The 15,478-nt window shown below is 61.3% G+C and carries 17 protein-coding genes; 6 read left to right on the top strand and 11 right to left on the bottom strand.

Annotation, left to right across the window (positions count from 1 at the left end; translation table 11 throughout):
* Nucleotides 1-16: 16 nt before the first annotated feature.
* A complete protein-coding gene (locus JL100_RS27860; RefSeq protein ID WP_228420943.1) occupies nt 17-2,323 on the bottom strand; it encodes a NosR/NirI family protein in 2,307 nt (768 codons plus the stop codon).
* 98 nt (nt 2,324-2,421) lie between these two features.
* Here JL100_RS27860 and JL100_RS27865 point away from each other — a divergent pair, with 98 nt between their 5' ends.
* Nucleotides 2,422-3,339: a ferritin family protein gene (locus JL100_RS27865; RefSeq protein WP_202685599.1), complete on the top strand. Its 918-nt coding sequence runs from the start codon at nt 2,422-2,424 to the stop codon at nt 3,337-3,339.
* A gap of 126 nt (nt 3,340-3,465) precedes the next feature.
* Here the strand turns inward: JL100_RS27865 and JL100_RS27870 are convergent, their stop codons facing one another.
* Nucleotides 3,466-3,846 carry a c-type cytochrome gene (locus JL100_RS27870; RefSeq protein WP_228420944.1) on the bottom strand — a complete coding sequence of 127 codons (381 nt, stop codon included), beginning with the start codon at nt 3,844-3,846 and terminating at the stop codon, nt 3,466-3,468.
* A gap of 383 nt (nt 3,847-4,229) precedes the next feature.
* On the opposite strand from JL100_RS27870, the gene JL100_RS27875 reads away from it, so the two are divergent.
* Together JL100_RS27875 and JL100_RS27880 are read left to right on the top strand one after the other, a co-directional pair.
* Nucleotides 4,230-4,631, top strand: coding sequence for a rhodanese-like domain-containing protein (locus JL100_RS27875; protein WP_228421444.1), 402 nt, complete (start codon nt 4,230-4,232; stop codon nt 4,629-4,631).
* A 272-nt stretch (nt 4,632-4,903) separates the two neighbouring features.
* The gene (locus tag JL100_RS27880; protein ID WP_228420945.1) at nt 4,904-6,172 is read left to right on the top strand and encodes an IS256 family transposase; all 1,269 of its coding nucleotides are present in this window, start codon (nt 4,904-4,906) and stop codon (nt 6,170-6,172) included.
* A 425-nt stretch (nt 6,173-6,597) separates the two neighbouring features.
* Here the strand turns inward: JL100_RS27880 and JL100_RS27885 are convergent, their stop codons facing one another.
* From JL100_RS27885 to JL100_RS27920, 9 genes are all read right to left on the bottom strand, one after another.
* On the bottom strand, nt 6,598-7,095 hold the full coding sequence (locus JL100_RS27885) for a hypothetical protein (protein ID WP_202685746.1): 498 nt from the start codon (nt 7,093-7,095) through the stop codon (nt 6,598-6,600).
* Nucleotides 7,096-7,254: 159 nt separating this feature from the next.
* Nucleotides 7,255-7,407, bottom strand: coding sequence for an antitoxin MazE-like protein (locus tag JL100_RS36915; RefSeq protein WP_407697033.1), 153 nt, complete (start codon nt 7,405-7,407; stop codon nt 7,255-7,257).
* A 187-nt stretch (nt 7,408-7,594) separates the two neighbouring features.
* On the bottom strand, nt 7,595-8,254 hold the full coding sequence (locus tag JL100_RS27890) for a 3'-5' exonuclease (RefSeq protein ID WP_202685748.1): 660 nt from the start codon (nt 8,252-8,254) through the stop codon (nt 7,595-7,597).
* A 79-nt stretch (nt 8,255-8,333) separates the two neighbouring features.
* A complete protein-coding gene (locus JL100_RS27895) occupies nt 8,334-8,699 on the bottom strand; it encodes a hypothetical protein (RefSeq protein ID WP_202685749.1) in 366 nt (121 codons plus the stop codon).
* Nucleotides 8,692-9,087, bottom strand: a complete 396-nt coding sequence (locus JL100_RS27900; protein WP_202685750.1) for a hypothetical protein — start codon at nt 9,085-9,087, stop codon at nt 8,692-8,694. The genes JL100_RS27895 and JL100_RS27900 overlap by 8 nt, the downstream gene beginning before the upstream one ends.
* Nucleotides 9,080-9,457: a hypothetical protein gene (locus tag JL100_RS27905; RefSeq protein ID WP_202685751.1), complete on the bottom strand. Its 378-nt coding sequence runs from the start codon at nt 9,455-9,457 to the stop codon at nt 9,080-9,082. The genes JL100_RS27900 and JL100_RS27905 overlap by 8 nt, the downstream gene beginning before the upstream one ends.
* Before the next feature lie 19 nt (nt 9,458-9,476).
* On the bottom strand, nt 9,477-10,988 hold the full coding sequence (locus JL100_RS27910) for an AAA family ATPase (RefSeq protein ID WP_202685752.1): 1,512 nt from the start codon (nt 10,986-10,988) through the stop codon (nt 9,477-9,479).
* Between the two features lie 671 nt (nt 10,989-11,659).
* On the bottom strand, nt 11,660-11,872 hold the full coding sequence (locus JL100_RS27915; RefSeq protein WP_228420946.1) for a hypothetical protein: 213 nt from the start codon (nt 11,870-11,872) through the stop codon (nt 11,660-11,662).
* Nucleotides 11,873-12,193: 321 nt separating this feature from the next.
* Entirely contained in the window at nt 12,194-13,807 is a 1,614-nt protein-coding gene (locus tag JL100_RS27920; protein ID WP_202685818.1) for an ISL3 family transposase, read from the bottom strand.
* A 266-nt stretch (nt 13,808-14,073) separates the two neighbouring features.
* On the opposite strand from JL100_RS27920, the gene JL100_RS27925 reads away from it, so the two are divergent.
* From JL100_RS27925 to JL100_RS27935, 3 genes are all read left to right on the top strand, one after another.
* On the top strand, nt 14,074-14,247 hold the full coding sequence (locus JL100_RS27925) for an ATP-binding protein (protein ID WP_407696922.1): 174 nt from the start codon (nt 14,074-14,076) through the stop codon (nt 14,245-14,247).
* A gap of 289 nt (nt 14,248-14,536) precedes the next feature.
* Nucleotides 14,537-14,695 (top strand): hypothetical protein, encoded by a 159-nt coding sequence (locus JL100_RS27930; protein WP_202685822.1) that lies wholly within the window; start codon nt 14,537-14,539, stop codon nt 14,693-14,695.
* Between the two features lie 12 nt (nt 14,696-14,707).
* Nucleotides 14,708-14,881 (top strand): IS66 family transposase, encoded by a 174-nt coding sequence (locus JL100_RS27935; protein ID WP_202685823.1) that lies wholly within the window; start codon nt 14,708-14,710, stop codon nt 14,879-14,881.
* Nucleotides 14,882-15,478 lie beyond the last annotated feature (597 nt).

Here is a 15,478-nt window from a genome sequence, read left to right on the forward strand (position 1 = left end):
TTTCCCATTCCTTCGTTTATTTTAGGGGGTCAGCGCCCCTCGCGGGAACCGCCTGCAGCCGGCCGTCCGGAAGGTCGGTGATTTCCGCCTTCCGGCCGCCCGACCGCATCGTCGGAGATGACATTGCCTGGCGTTTCTCACGTTTGAGGCGCTTCTGGATCACCACCGGGCATTTATGATCATGGTGATAGAGCATCTGGCAGTGCATGCAGTAGATGCACTCGTTGACATTGATGTGCCCTTCCGGGTGGATGGACTGGACCGGGCACTCGGTTGCGCATCGCTGGCAGGGGCTGCCGCATTCGCGATAGCGGCGCAGCCAGTCGAACATGCGCAGGCGCGCGGGGATCGCCAGTGCGGCCCCGAGCGGGCACAGGTAGCGGCAGAAGAAGCGCTCGATGAACAGGTTCGCGACCAGCAGCGCGATTGCGAAGGTGACAAACGGCCACTCTCGCACGAAGCGCAGCACGATCGCCGTTTTGAACGGCTCCACCTCGGATACCTGCTCGGCGAGCGTGAGCGAGTAGAGCGACAGGCCGAACAGCGCCAGGAAAATGACGTACTTGATCGGCCACAGCCGCTCGTGCAGGCCCCACGGCACCCGGATCTGAGGCACCCTGAAGAAGGTGCGCCCGATGCGGTTGGTCAATTCCTGCAGCGCCCCGAACGGGCAGAGCCAGCCGCAGAATGCGCCGCGCGCCCAGAACAGCATCGCCGCGGCGACCGCGGTCCACAGGATGAAGACCAGTGGGGACAGCAGGAAATAGTCCCAGCTGAAGCCGGTGATCAGCGCATTCGTGAAGGTCAGGACGTTGACCACGGAAAGCTGCGCCGTCACCCACCAGCCGAGCCAGAGCAGCGTGAAGGACAGGAACGCCAACCGGACGCGGTCATACAGTTTGGGCCGCCTCACCAGCTGATGCTGGAAAAAGAAGATGCCGGTCAGGATGCCAAGCGACGTCCCGAGGATCGCGATATCGACAGTTGAGCTCCGCCAGATCCGTTGCCATAGGGGCTCCTCAGGGAGTCCTGCAGTCTCTATGTTGCGCGGACGTTCCTGAGCGGCTGTCCCTTCCGGAGATGAAATTTCCTCGGCGAGGACGTCCGGCGTGTCTGCCACCACGGCGCGCTGCTCGGTCCGGACATAACGCTCGGGAAGCTCGTAAGCGACATCGAAGGTCAGGAATGCCTTGTCCCGTGCGCCGATGGAACGCTGAACCAGCAGCTGAAGACGCCACGATTCGACGGGGTTCAGTTCAGTCCCCTCCGGGACGGCAAAAATGGAGATTTCCCGGAAACGGGGGGCACCGTCGGCGCCGAGCTGGTTGATCCGCTCGTGGTTGCGATCCCGGAAGCGGATCGTCTCCTGGTCCTGGATGATCTCTATCCGATCGAAGATACCGCCCCGGACGTAGCCTGATCCCTTGAAGCTGTAAGTGCCATTGCCGGCGACCAGGATTGCCTGCTGACCCGACTTGAGACGTTGCCGCAGACGGTCGTAAGCCGCCTCGCCCAGGAGTGAGCGTCCGATCGTCGGCACGCTCACCGGGGCCGTGTAGAGATCGATGAAGGTGTCGTCCGCCTGGCCCGGCTCCGGGCGCGCGGCCGCGGCCTCGTTGCCGGATCGAACGAAGGCTTCGTTGATGTCGCCGACGGTCAGGTGAAGGCGGCGGATCGAGCCGTCCCCGACCAGGCTTTCCCAGTCGCGGTTTTCCGCTGCAGTCATGTCGATGGTTCGCATGGCCGGCGGAATGGCGGCTGTGACCTCCGGCTGCGCACTGCCAAGGCCGCGCATCTGGGCGACACGGCCGGCGGAGCGCATGATGCTGTCGCCCATCACCATCACGGTGACAGTGGCGCCGCTCACGATGTCAACCGACGTTCCAGACTCGGTCACGGAAGCGGGACGCAGCACGTTCCGGCCGACATATCCTCCGATGAAAGCGGTGATCTTCTCCTCGGGTATGCCGATCAGGACGATCGGCTCCTTGTGCTCGACAAGCCTGGCCCCCGCGATCGTGCCGTCCAGCGCGAGGCCGACGACGATGTGGATCGGCTTGCCCGAGTAACCGACGGCGTTGACGAAGTCGGAGTTCAGAAAGGCGTAGCCGAGCAGACGGTCACGCTGGTAGGCCGGCGCCACGGGCGGCGATCCCTGCAGCGGACCGAACCGATCGGCCTCGGGAAAAACCTGTGCCGGTTCCACCATCCCGAGGAAGTTTGCCAAGCCGGCCGCCTGCTGCGCCGATGGCGGTGTCGGCGATAGGCAGACCGCGGCGATCACCGCTGACATGAACAGGAGAAACCTGATTGCCTTCGTCATGCCGTCACCTTGAGGTGGGGCAATACTGCAGACACGCGGCCCTTGCGGAGAGTCTGCCGGTTGATCAGTATCGACGCACCGAACGGGGAGACTTCGTCATGGCATCGTCCTTCAACCCGAATTCCTGGCATATTTCCTCGGTGGAGGAACTCATGGCGCTGGCCGAAGCGCAGGAGCATCGGGCTGCCGCGCGCTACGATCAGCTTGCCGCGCGCATGGACCGCTTCGGCAGCCTGGAGACGGCCGCCCTGTTCCGGCGGTTGGCGGCCATGGAGCGGGAGCACGTCGAGGCCCTGTCCGACTGGGGTGGATCCGCAGCCCCTCACGGGAAGCTCCCGGACGAACTGGGAGAGGGAACGGCCACTGACACGGACGAGGTTCCTGCGTCGCTGACCCCTTACCGGGCGCTGGCGATCGCGGTCCGGAATGAGGAGCGGGCCTTCAGCCTGCTGACCTATATCGCCGCCCATGCGCAGACATCCGAGATAAGCGCACGGGCCGAGGCGCTGGCTATCGAGGAACTCCACCATGTGGCGCTTCTGCGCGCCCAACGGCGCAAGGCATACCACGCAGAGCGCCACGGCGCGCGGGATCATGAGCGCGAGATCGACATCGCCACACGGTCCGTTGCCGACCTGCGGATTGTCGCCGGGAGGCTGCTGTCCCGCGCGCTCGAAACCCATCAAGCCCTTGCCCAGGAACTGCGGGCTGCCGGCGACCAGGAAGGAGCGAATCTTCTGTTCCACCTCATTGCCAAGGAACTGGCCGAAGCCCGGCGGCTTGGTATCCGTGGCTTCGGAAACTCCGGAGAGGAAGCTGCCGAAGCGCACGGTTCGGCAACATCGGCCGGCCTGGATTCCGGCGCTATGTGGCCGGTCGAAAACATGGTTGATATTTTCCTGGCTGCCGCGGAGCGGAGCCGGGACGAGAAGGTGGTGCTTGAAGCGCAGCGGCTGGGGGGCGTGGCAATCACCTGGCTGGCGGAGTTGCGCGCCGACCTGGAAGCGACTGCTTGATGCCCGAAAGGTGATCATTCTTCACTCATTCAATCCCGTCGGGATTGCCTGCACATACTGGGCACGCTCCTTCGATGGGAGGCAGATGCGCCTCCCATCGAAGGAGCGTGCCGTGACCGCGGAGGCTCAGGAATTCTGTTTCAGGTAGGCAATGATGTTTTGCCGCTCCGATTCGTTCTTGATGCCCGGGAAGGCCATTTTATTGCCCGGGATGAAGCCTTTGGGATCGGCGAGGTACTTGTCGAGATTGTCCTCGGTCCACGACACATCAGTCTCCTGGATCGGCTTGGAGTATGAGAAACCTTGCACAGCACCGGCTTCGCGGCCAACGACGCCATGGAGGTTGGGACCTACCCGGTTCGCTCCCCCCTGCTCGATCGTGTGACAAGCTTTGCACTTGTTGAAAGCCTTTTCTCCGGCTGCCGCATCGCCTTGAGCCGACGCGATGGAAACCGGTGTCATTGCGAGTGCTGCTGCGATAGCCAACAGAGTCTTATAGATCGTCATTCCCACTCTCCTCCTGACACTCTTCGGCATGATCAGCGTTGTCTTCTGTACCTAGACAGGTTCTTTCATTGAGTTTTTGGTTGGCATTGCAATGGACTCATTTTTCTAAAAAATAAATAATATTTATTTGACTTGTAGAAGAAATAATCAACGCTAGCTCAAGGATTTTTGACATTCCGTTACTCCAATAGTAGAAATAACCGATGCTAACAGCTTCCTTATAGGGGCCAGCTGAGTAGCTGTCCTTGCGCTAGAGCAAACTTTCCGGAAAAAATACAGGCGGGTTATTGGGTGTTAACATAGGTCCATGGCCTGTTGCCCGACACCGTGGTCCTGCCCAACGACGCGGGGCAGTTCGCCGTCGGACGTTACGCCATGTGCTGATGTATCGGCTTGGCACTGGGCCGGTCCTCGAGGTCTTGGCGGCGTTCCGGCGGCTGGCCGAGCACAACGTCGCCGAGGTGCGTGAGATCGTGGCGAACTGCTTTACCCGGCTCGATAGCCTGGAGGCGGTCTCGCGCGAGGAGTTGTCCCAACGCCCCCAGGAGAGCAGCGTTACCGTGCTCGATGTCCGCTCCGAGGACGAGTTCGCGTTGGGTCAACTGCCAGGCGCCGTGAATATCCCGCTGGCCGACCTCGAGCGGCGCCTCGCCGATCTCTCGTCCAATCACGGAGTGGCCGCCTACCGTCGCGGGCTGTACTGCGTGTTGTCCTTCGAGGCAGTCGCCGAGTTCCGGCGTCACGTTTACCGGGTCTGCCGCCCCAAGGACGGCTATCCGGAGTAAAAGGCTGCCGGCTTGCCAGTCGAAGCCCTTTTCTGAGCGCTCCTCTGACCTGGGTGTCCGAGGACGCAATATGACGGCGACCGCACATCGCCCATCCTGCGCGACAAGTCCTGCGACAGCGTTTTTGGTGACAATCCCTATCAGGCTCTGTGAGCAGAGCCCGAAGGATCAAGGAGCTATGGGGGAAACTGGGTGATGACGAGGTGAGGAAGGTGGCGTAACGAGGTAGGTGCTTGACGCCTGCCAGAACCTCCACGAGGGAGCGCTACGCCATGAACGAAGATACCAGCATTGTCCGGCTTCGCCAGCCCGAAGAGATCGATGATCCCCTGACGGCCCTTCTCCGATCGGGAGCCCGCCAGTTGTTGGAGCAGGCCATCGAAGCCGAGGTGGCGGCTTTCCTGGCTGCCAGCAAAGACCTGAAGCTGGCCGACGGCCGGGACCGGTTGGTCCGGCATGGCCATGGACCGGAGCGCATGATCCAGACCGGGATTGGGCCGGTCGAGGTCCAGCGGATCAAGGTCCGTGATCGCGCTCCCGGTCCGGCAGCCGAGCGCATCCGGTTCAGCTCAGCCTTGCTGCCGCGCTGGGCGCGCCGGACGACCAGTCTCGACGCCCTGCTGCCAATCCTGTATCTGCGCGGCGTTTCAGCCGGTGATTTCCAGGAGGCGCTGAGCGTTCTGCTCGGCAAGGACGCGCCCAACCTGTCACCGGCGGTCATCGCGCGGCTGAAGGAGAGCTGGGCGGACGACTACGCGCGCTGGCAGCGGCGGGACCTGTCGGCCCGGCGCTACGTCTATGTCTGGGCCGACGGCGTCTACCTCCAGGCCCGCATGGAGCCTGCCGCCGAGTGCATGCTGGTGATGATCGGCGCCACGCCGGAGGGTAAAAAGGAACTGCTCGGCTTCCAGGTCGGCGTCCGCGAAAGCGCCCAGAGCTGGCGCGAACTGCTGATCGACCTGAAGGCCCGCGGGCTGGGAATCGCCCCGGAACTGGCGGTCGCCGATGGTGCTTTGGGCTTCTGGAAGGCGCTCGACGAGGTCTTCCCCGGCACGCGTCATCAGCGCTGCTGGTTTCATAAAAGTTCTAATGTTCTCAACAAGGTGGCGAAATCGCTCCAGCCCGCGGTCAAGCAGGACCTGCGGGAGATCTGGATGGCGCCCGACCTCAAGGCGGCGGAGCATGCCCTTGATACCTTCGAGAAGAAGTACGGCGCCAAGTACTCCGGTGCCGTCGAATGCCTGACCAAAGATCGTGATGCCCTGCTGGCCTTCTACAGCTTCCCGGCCGAGCATTGGGATCACGTGCGGACCACAAACCCTATAGAAAGCGTCTTCGCCACAGTCCGGCACCGGACGGTCCGCACCAAGGGGGCGCTTTCCCAGGACACTGCCAAGCTCATGGTCTTCAAGCTGATCTCGGCAGCATCCAGAACTTGGCGGCGACTTCAGGGCGAAAACCAGTTGCCCAAGATCATCCAAGGCGTCAAATTCCGCGACGGCATCGAGGTCAGCGTGCCGACATCACACAGCGCCGCCTGAACACCTCGTCACCCAAATTCCGCTATAGCTCAGGATCAAGGCTGATCGGTCGTGTTCTATATCACATGCCGGATCCAGGGTTCTGAAAACATAATCTTAATGATCCAAAAATCCTTCGCATCTGCGACCACTCTGGCCAATCGTTCCTCGTCAACAATATTATATGCGGCCTTCAGCTTCGCCCAATCGTCTGGTGGATTGCCGTCATACACGACGGCTTATTGTCGCCCGGCCACAAAGGCCCGTTACGAGGCATGGGGCAGCTGGACGGCGAATCCGAGCAGGGCATCGAGATGCAACGCCGGTGTGGTGGCTGCGGTTCCAGCGGAACATGAGTTCCTGGAGATAGCGCTCCCGGCACGCCTTGCGGAAGCTGTGGAAGACGCCAGTCCCTCAGCACTTGAGTTCGCGAAGAAGCTGTAAATTCACGGCAGCAGGTGTACCGGGGGTTTACGGGACGCCACCGCGACGATACCGGGATCCAGGTTCGGCGGAACCGGCAGAGGCTCCTCCGGGTCGGGCTCGGGAATGGGTTGTTCGGGCTCAGGTTTGGACTCGGGTTCGTCCTCCGGGGGCAGCCCTGATGCCCTGATGATCGCCGTGGACGCCTCTTTATCGATCTCGGCGAGAGCCTCAGCGGCTTCGGTAACACCCACCCTGGTCCGCTCGTGAGCCGTCGGCCATCTCGCAGATTTGAGGTCGCTCTCGCAGAGCGGGACCTCCGGCCGCTTCCACGGAGGGATACGCGTCGGGCTATATTCAAACATTTCGATGATTTCCTTTTCCGCGCAGCCTCTCTGCCGCACCAGGTCGGCGAGCGCCCAGTCCTCGATGATTTGGTCGCCGGGCTGCTTGCGGCAGTCATGCTCTTCAAAATCATGAAGCAGATCTTCGCTGATATCGATGTGGCGTTCGTCCGTCATTTCGACCTCCACCCCCTGAACATGCCCCCTATAAGACACATTAGACAGAACAATGATCCTTGAAGGGGTCAGGCGGATCACCAAATTGCTCGCACGATCCGCTCAGTCACGTAGATCCGGGACTGATCTTCCAGGATAGTCTGATAGCGACGATCATGATCAGACCCACCCCTCTGTGTCCGCCACGCCTTCATCAAGTCGTTCCTGAGTTTCACTCTCCGACGGATCGTCCCGCAGCAGGAGCGACTGTCGCCTGCATTCGTCAGACAGACGAGCAGATGCTTCCAGCTCGACACTCACGACGCCCGCCACCGCCCGCAGCGCCGGGATCAATGCCGGATCCGCTTGACCACCAACGATGCCAGCGCGGGGAAGAACGCGGCTGATCCTCAGCCCCGTCGCCCGCAGATCCTATGCGATCTGGTTGATCCGCCCTAGCGCGGCTTCTTCGATGATCACGATGAGGGACTGCACTTAAGCTCTCCGAAACGGGTGGGAGTTAACATCTCCCCTTGGGATCGGTCAGCGCAAGAATGACATGTACCCATCTGGCCGAGTCTGACCATGCCCGGTGACGAACCGGATGCACGCGTTCCGCATCGTCGAGCGCCTCGGCAATAGCAGCGTCATTGCCGCCGGCGAGCAGCTCGACGATGTTCCAAACGCTCCAAACCCTGAATCCAAGCGCTTCCTGGCCTGCCGCACGGAACAGCGCCGTCAGCCAGACTTCGTCTGCCGGTGAGTCCGTGAGGACCTCGTGACCTGCAATTGCTCCAACCAGTTCATGATAAACCTGGACGGAGGGAAGGCCGCTCTTCTCAATTTCGTCGAGCGAAATGCCGTGGATTGCTTCCGCCGCAGGATCCCACCGCCAGGAGCGCCATTCCTCGGACGGCCGGATCAGCCAGGTCCTGGTTTCGCCGGTCTCAACGAACGTGATCCCGATCTCGATCGGAAACGTGTTCGGCGGCAGGCCGGAGGCTTCGACATCGAGCACGACAAGAGGTCGAACTTCCTCCTGCAAGAAAGGCGAGCAGTTCTCGCTCAGCTTGGACGGACTGTTCCCGTGCCGCCACCAGCCGACGATGCACACAGCAATGATCGTCGCCAGCGTCGCGACGATCACTTCTCTTAATAGATCTTCAGAGAAAAGCACCATTATCGTATTTCTGACTTTACAAAGGGAAATCCCATTGGGAATTTACGGCATCGAGCAAAGCCTCAAGATATGATCCTGCCTACCAGTCGAAATCATGTTCGGAGCCGAGCTCGCCATGGCTGTCGCGCATCACGTCGGCAACCGGGTCCGTCTTCTGAACGTCCATCGGTTTCATTCCGAGGAGCTCCCTCAAGACCCAGTACGTCGGAGCATCTTCCTGCCGCACATTGAGCGACTGTTGGAACATCGCCAGGGCTTCTCCGATAATCTCCGGCTGCTTGGAGGCGTCCAGGATAGTCCAGCCTACTACCCGGCCCATCTCGTCAAGATCGATGGAATGATTGCCCTGGGAATGGCATATCAGCGTGTAGCTCCGCACGACCGGCCTGATCCGAATTTTCAGGATGTCGAGCGAGACATCATATTGAACGCAGTCATTACTCATCCCGCACAGTCCTTCTCCTGAGTGCCCGAAGCTCATCCTCCGTCGCGGCGCAGCAGGGATGGGCAAGGGCGACGATCTCGATGAGCGAAGTCACGGCTTCAGCCGGCGATCCGAATACCGTATTCCCGGTGATGCACTGGATCATCACGGCGTCGATGGCTGCCGGGTGCATGTAATCGTCGGTTGGCCAAGGCGTCATGATCCGGTAGCGTGCCCCATACACCGTCTCGATCATTCGACCCTCTATGCGGGCGATCCGGGATGACATGTGCCACTCACCGTCAGGTACGCCGTCGATGCCGTAACCCCGCCCCACGACCACGAAGCCGATCGTCGGGACACCGATCATGCGATATTCGTCGATGCGCGGTACATCACCATCAATCATCGCTCGCCGCCCTGCGCCTCAAAGCAGCCAGCTCCTCTTCGGTCGCAATGTATATCGGGTTTGTCAGTGAGACGGTATCGATGATCGTCGCGATGCTGTGCGCTGCGGATCCGAACCCGGTCTGCTTGAACAGGTCCTCGGCGGCTTCGGCGAGCGCATCGTCGGCGTGGAACCGATTGCTCGGGCAAGGCTCGAGCGTTCGATAAACCTCGCCGGTCACCGTGTGGATATGGGTATCAGTCAACCCGGAGAGCAGCGGGGTTATGTGCCATATGCCGTCAGGCACGCCCTCCAGGCCGTAGATGCGACCGAGAGCGGCGCAGCCCGTCAGCGGAATATGGATGATGCGGTACTCGTCGATCACTGCCATTTCCATTCCCTCCGCACGGTCAATTGCGCGTAAGCTTCTCCGCCCGCGTGGCGGCAATGAGGGCGCGCCGGTGCAGTGCTGCGAGTTGCCGGGCATTGAGTTCGCCGGCGGCAAAACCCGAACGCATCGCCTCGACGACCTCTCCCGGCAGCTCCGGCAGATCCGAGACTGCAACGCCGAACTCGTCGGCGACATCCTCGGTCAGTCCGGCCATGATCACGCCGAAATGCTCCGGCCGCGGGCGCGGCACCTGAAGAACGCGGCAGCGGGCTCGAAGCAGCGGATCGACGCGGTCGGCATGGTTGGCCGTCAGGACCCAGGACACCGCAGACAGGTCCGCCGGCATTTGCAGGCATTCGTCGTAGTATTGCCGCGCCGTCGCGGGTTCCACCATTGTCAGAAGCACGTCGGAAATCCGGCCGTTGTGCCGGCTGTCTGCCGCCTTGTCGATCTCCTCGACGCAGAGCAAGGGGTTTGCGACGCCATGCGTCCACATGACCATCAGGGGAAGGCACGGATGAGCCGAGGCCCACCCCCTGGAAGTTCCGGCAAGAGCGCGGCTGTCGGAAGCACCTCCGGCACTGACCTGGGTGAACGGCACTCCGGCATAGCCGGCGATGGAGCGCGCAAGCCTCGACTTGCCTACGCCGGAGTGCCCGGTAAGAAGAAGCGGCGGCAGGGCGAAATACGGACGGCCGAGACGTGCGGCCAGCGCCAACTCGCCCGTGATAATGTCGATGATCTCTATGCACCACGGAAACGATGATACCAGATCGCTGCGGTACTCGTCCGGGTCAGGCATAGCGGCAAGGTAAGTCAGACCGGACAGCGCCTCGTAGCCCTCGAATTCCTTCCATGTCTTCTTTGCCCCGGCCTCGTCGGCCCGCAATGAAGGGCGCAGCACGATCATCGACGGCGGCGGCTTCGGCGGGGCGAGCAGCAGCGAATCGATCACCTCGGCCGGTTCGGGCGGCAACCAGCCGGCATCCTCCAGCTTCGCGACCACGGCCGCGTTCTCGGGATTCAGCGGATCCGCGATGGCCTGTATGAGGTCCAGCTCAATGGCGACCCTGGCCGGCGTATCCGCCCGGAGAATCAAAGCGAACAGCGTGCGGAACCGTCCGATTCGGATGCGGAGATCATACTCGTTCACGGTACAGGGATGGGCCAGCCACCAATCGAGGTGCGCGCATGCGAGACGCAGTTCGACGATATCCTCGTCCTTGTTTTCCAGGAAATACAGAAAAAGACATGTTGCCCGGAGATCGCGCACGAGATCGCCCCCGGACTGGCCGAACAGGTCGCCGACCTTGCCCGCGATCCGCAGAAGCGGCAGATCACCATGCTCATCCGCCAGCCTGCTCCGTCCGAGATCCAGGACGTCCGGGAAGTCCGGCACATCCTCGACTGTTATCCTGATCGCGGCGCGCGCTCCGGCCAAATGCTCGGGCGTCATCTCTGCCGGGGGAAGTCGCCAAACGGACAGGAATGCGCGCACATCTTCCGGCGATAGAGCGTCGTCCCCGGACATCCGTTCCCCCTGAGAGTCGATGACTTTGATTCTTCTGCCGGAACAAAGCGGGAACGTCAAGTGAAAAGAAGCCTATTGTGTGGTCTAATTTCCACGCATTTCAGGCAAGCCGGAGATCCTCCAAGACCTGTCTGTTGATAGGGGTAGATCCTGGAGTATATGGGAGATGGATTAGCCGTTGACCGCATTCGCGGTCCGACGACAACATGGGCATTGCGCGCCCCAGGTAACTACTCACCCCCCTGGCTTTAGCCGGTAACATGCTGAAACTATGCTGGTTTTCGGGTTCTGCAGCCATACCCCATAGTGAAGTAACGGCTCGCGGCTGGTCTCGCCACAAGTATTTGTTTTACTTGATCAGCTGATCCGCCGAAGAGCAGGGCAAATCGTTATTTGATACCGCTTATGCGGAGCGTCGCCCAAATCCAGCGGTATCAATGCGTTACCGGTTGTCAGGGAGGTGAGCAATCACCGCCCCAGAGGAGCGTCGGGGATTATGGACTTGGACTTTCCATCTTTGGTCGCGTTAGTACTTGGCATCCCCATGATTACCTTGGGTGGGGCCGGCTGTGTGTACTACGGCATCGGCTGCTGGCGCATGGCTCGGATCCTTCGGGAGCAGAACCGGCGCTGACCTGCCGGCAGCCCGTGTTGCCGCAGGAACAGCCACTTCAGGCGGGATTGTCGCGTTCGCGTTGTTGTCTGGACGCGACCCGAGTTTGAGCATGGGGGTCAATACGCTCTCCCCGCTGAGCAATTTCACATATCGCCACCTGTTCACCGCACAAGTCATCGCGCTGATCGGCACCAGGCTCCTGACCGTGGCGCTTGGGAACCAGGGCAAAGACCTCCCACACCTGAAAAGCTCGGTGGCGGTCGATCATCAATCTTCCACCATCTGTCCTGGAGCCGATACTTTCCCAATGCGACCTCATAGCCTTGCCTGAATGCGCCTCATTGGGTAGTTGATTGTCCGTGCATTGGTATTCTACTCGAGCGATATGCAGTGCGTGACGTGAGTGGCGCCACCTAAGTTAAACCAGGGAGGAGATCGTGCGGTATTTCTTGATTGGCATCACCCTTGTGCTTGTATCTGGCTGCGCATCGGACGCGCCACCCAACACGCCCAAAGAGTGTCAGGCGACGTGAGAAAGTGGTCCATCCGCATTCCCGGTGCAGCAGTATCGGGCTGGAGCACGACCATTTCAGGCCGCTTCGAGAACACGGTGGCGCAGTAGATCGAACTTGGCACGACCGGACATGGTCCGCTTGATCGTCTTCAGGTAGCTGATCTGCCCCTCGACAGGACCGGTACTCCACGGCAGCGACAGAGCTGCCCGGATTGCCGCAAGATCGCGGACAAGACCATCGGCGAACCCGGCCAGGGCAGTGTCCTTCGCCGCTGCCAGCCAGGAATCCAGCCGCTCCGCTTGTTGGTATCGCACCATGCCGTTGAACGCGCGCGCCAGTGCGATGATCCGGCCAAGTTCCGGCGACGCGGCAATCAGGGCTTCGACAAACCGCTGCTCCGTCGTGTCGATCGTCTCGTAATCGGCCACCACGAACCACGCGGCCCGGCGTTTCGACGGCATCTTCCACAGCCTCCCGCAAGGCTCCGTTCCGGATGATGACGGGTCGGCACCCCGGAGGCGTCTGACCCAGCGCTGCACTGTCCGGAGCTGCCCTCGAAAGCCGCGCCTGCGGATTTCTTCCCACAGCTGTGCCGCGTTGCGGCAGCCCTCGTTCCAGCGTTGGTGCAGATACTCGGCGTGAACATCGACCGCACTGCCGCGGGACCGCTGGTCCCAGGTCGGCAGCTGACCCGATCGCAGCCATCGGCGCACCGTCTTCGGATTGAGGCCGAGCGTTCGGGCGATGCGTTTGATCGGCCAGTTCCTCTGATGCAGCGCCATCACCTCGTCAAAGCGAGCTCGCCGGATGGCATGCCGATCCGGGTGCGACGGCTCGGGAACGGGCATGACGGACGGCTCGGACGCCGACGGTGTCGATGGCGGCACGTCCGAAGCCTTGCTTGTTGCGGTCGCTGCCGCCGTTGCCGCACGCAGGTCACGATGATGCCGATCGAGAACTCGGGCCACGGCATCGTTGAGGTTGCGCAGGAGATGCCACCGATCGCTGACCTGGAGGGCATCCGGAGCGCCGGTTCGGATGCCGTCGGCATAGCTGCCGGCGCGATCACGGGCAACGATCTCGGTGCCGGGATGATCCTTCAGCCAGGCCGCGACCGTGTCACCTTGGCGGTCGGGCAGCAGGTCGATCGGTCGGTTGCGCTCCAGATCGACGATGATCGTGCCGTAGCGCTGGCCCCGCCGCCACGCCCAGTCATCGATGCCGATGACGCGTGCCGGCGGGGCTGGTTCGATCGGCACGGCCCGGATCAGGCGTAGCAGCGTGTCGCCGCTGACCGGCATGGCGAGCCGATCCGCCAGGCGGGCGCCCGACTCCCCTCCCGCATGCAGGGCGATGCGGCGTTGCGCCTCGGCGAGGCGGACGGTCCGCCGAACCCTCGGTAGGACCACCTCCGGCAGGCGCTCGGCGAAGATCCGGCGCGGGCACCTGGGGGTCGAGCAGCGAAAGCGACGGACTCGGAGATCGAGCCGACCGATCCTCCCCTGCCAGGGGAGATCCCCAAGGTGCCGGGTGTAGCGGCTGTGGACGCGATGCGAGCGGCGCTTGCACAAGGGACAGGGCGCCGTGGCGGCGCGAGCGCGGACGGCGAAGACGACACGATCCGGGTGGACGACGACCCGCTCAACCGCGAGACCGGCGGGGAGCAGGGACAACAGCGAATTGGACACGGAGAAGGCGGCACTCTCGGAGAAAAAGCGTTTCTCCTCATATAATTACTTCCACCATTCGGCGCACTCGCCCTGCACCGGGAATGCGGATGGACCCCATCCTGACGTCGGTTGACACCGTCCATCGGGCAGGATCACCGTTACCCAGTCCGGACCGCGGCACGACGCTTCGGGAGCGACATCAAGCCGCTGACCGAAAAGGGAATGGCGTCGCTCGGTGATCGAGACTTCAGTGATCAGCCGTTCGAAAACAGCGGCAGTCTGTGATGATCGGGGATTCCACTTACTCCGAGGCGATACTGGACCGCATTGTTCACGCCGCCTACCGGGTTGAACTTCAGGGCGACTCCCTGCGCAAACCCGCTCGTGGTGGCACCGCCCCTTCCGCCAGCGCCATCGATCAACCCGCTTCCAACCTCGAGAAAACAACCGTAAAGTGAACTTACGTCAAACGCCCACGGCTGGCCCCGCCCCATGGGGCGGGGCCAGCCGTCGCCCTCGCGAAGTGCCTGCCATGGTTGAAGCGCAGGTGGCCGGATTGATGAAAATGCCGTTCGGATTCGTGAACATATGCACTGGAGGGGCACCGGCCGCGCTGCTGGATATCAAATCGCTGGGGCGCTCAGCAGGAGCGCGCCGAAACCCATCAAGTTCGCTTGGCGCAGGTCATGCTCGACGTCCAGTATCGAGCCGTGCTTCGCGCCTTCCCTGCACCGCCTGCTGTGTTGGGTGATCGTCGTCGCTCGGCGGCGGAAGACCTTGAAGGACGGCACCCTGGCCCAGTACCGCGCCACGGCAGACCGCCGCCTCGACCGTCTGCTGGCGATGCCGGCGGTGACCGCGGCCAACGCAGAACTGCAGCAGCGGGCCAAACGCTGGCGCGCCTAGTTCTTCGCCTTCATGACCGACCGCGACGTGCCGCCAACCAATAACACGGCCGAGCGGGCACTCCGCCACAGCGTCATCTTCCGAAAGGTGACCAACGGCTTCCGCTCGATCTGGGGTGCCGACATCCACGCCCTAGTCCGATCGGTCATCGGAATCAACCACCTCAACGGCTTCTCGGCCCATTAAGCAATCGCTGCCACTTGATAGGCCAGAACATCCTCGCTGTCTGACCAGCCCCGTTAGCAATAGTAACCGGTATACAAATTGTCCAATTTGAAATTCTAAAATGTTTATTATTCCAAATATTTCAGATTTGGAAATTTGATATATATAATTTCGGGAGCAATAAATAAAGCAGCCCAATTGTTGATTACAATTTTTGCCATTACTGTCAAGACTTTCTTTTGTACAAGACCGGTTAACAGTTTTTTAACAGGTTTTTGGTCACATCGCTTAACACGTTACCATGAACCTTGAATGAGTCTTCAGTGAGTGCAAAAAATCGTGTCCCAATGACCTTCGGCACCGGCCTTGTTCACACGTGAGCAGCCGTCGGCCTATAGTGGCCTTTCACCCAAACTTCTGATGATTGAGCGGAGAATACAATGTGGACACAGCCGTCCGACATTAAGGTCAAAACAGACCGATCGGAATGCGATTTAAGAAGCTGCTCGCTGTATGAAGGCATCGAGATCAATCCTCATATCATGAGCAACCTCAAAGCACGTCTTATAGTGGTAGGGGAGATGTCCTGATGGCTACGCAGATTGATCCGGATCGTAT

It is taken from the genome of Skermanella mucosa (assembly GCF_016765655.2).
GTDB lineage: Bacteria > Pseudomonadota > Alphaproteobacteria > Azospirillales > Azospirillaceae > Skermanella > Skermanella mucosa.

Bases quoted from the DNA above. Each gene is read 5' to 3' on its own strand.
- JL100_RS27915 (WP_228420946.1), bottom strand. From the start codon at position 11,872: ATGATCGACCGCCACCGAGCTTTTCAGGTGTGGGAGGTCTTTGCCCTG.
- JL100_RS27875 (WP_228421444.1), top strand. From the start codon at position 4,230: ATGTATCGGCTTGGCACTGGGCCGGTCCTCGAGGTCTTGGCGGCGTTC.
- JL100_RS27900 (WP_202685750.1), bottom strand. From the start codon at position 9,087: ATGATTGATGGTGATGTACCGCGCATCGACGAATATCGCATGATCGGT.
- JL100_RS27890 (WP_202685748.1), bottom strand. From the start codon at position 8,254: ATGGTGCTTTTCTCTGAAGATCTATTAAGAGAAGTGATCGTCGCGACG.
- JL100_RS27925 (WP_407696922.1), top strand. From the start codon at position 14,074: ATGATCGGGGATTCCACTTACTCCGAGGCGATACTGGACCGCATTGTT.
- JL100_RS27870 (WP_228420944.1), bottom strand. From the start codon at position 3,846: ATGACGATCTATAAGACTCTGTTGGCTATCGCAGCAGCACTCGCAATG.
- JL100_RS27895 (WP_202685749.1), bottom strand. From the start codon at position 8,699: ATGAGTAATGACTGCGTTCAATATGATGTCTCGCTCGACATCCTGAAA.
- JL100_RS27935 (WP_202685823.1), top strand. From the start codon at position 14,708: ATGACCGACCGCGACGTGCCGCCAACCAATAACACGGCCGAGCGGGCA.
- JL100_RS27860 (WP_228420943.1), bottom strand. From the start codon at position 2,323: ATGACGAAGGCAATCAGGTTTCTCCTGTTCATGTCAGCGGTGATCGCC.
- JL100_RS27905 (WP_202685751.1), bottom strand. From the start codon at position 9,457: ATGGCAGTGATCGACGAGTACCGCATCATCCATATTCCGCTGACGGGC.
- JL100_RS27865 (WP_202685599.1), top strand. From the start codon at position 2,422: ATGGCATCGTCCTTCAACCCGAATTCCTGGCATATTTCCTCGGTGGAG.
- JL100_RS27910 (WP_202685752.1), bottom strand. From the start codon at position 10,988: ATGTCCGGGGACGACGCTCTATCGCCGGAAGATGTGCGCGCATTCCTG.
- JL100_RS27880 (WP_228420945.1), top strand. From the start codon at position 4,904: ATGAACGAAGATACCAGCATTGTCCGGCTTCGCCAGCCCGAAGAGATC.
- JL100_RS27885 (WP_202685746.1), bottom strand. From the start codon at position 7,095: ATGACGGACGAACGCCACATCGATATCAGCGAAGATCTGCTTCATGAT.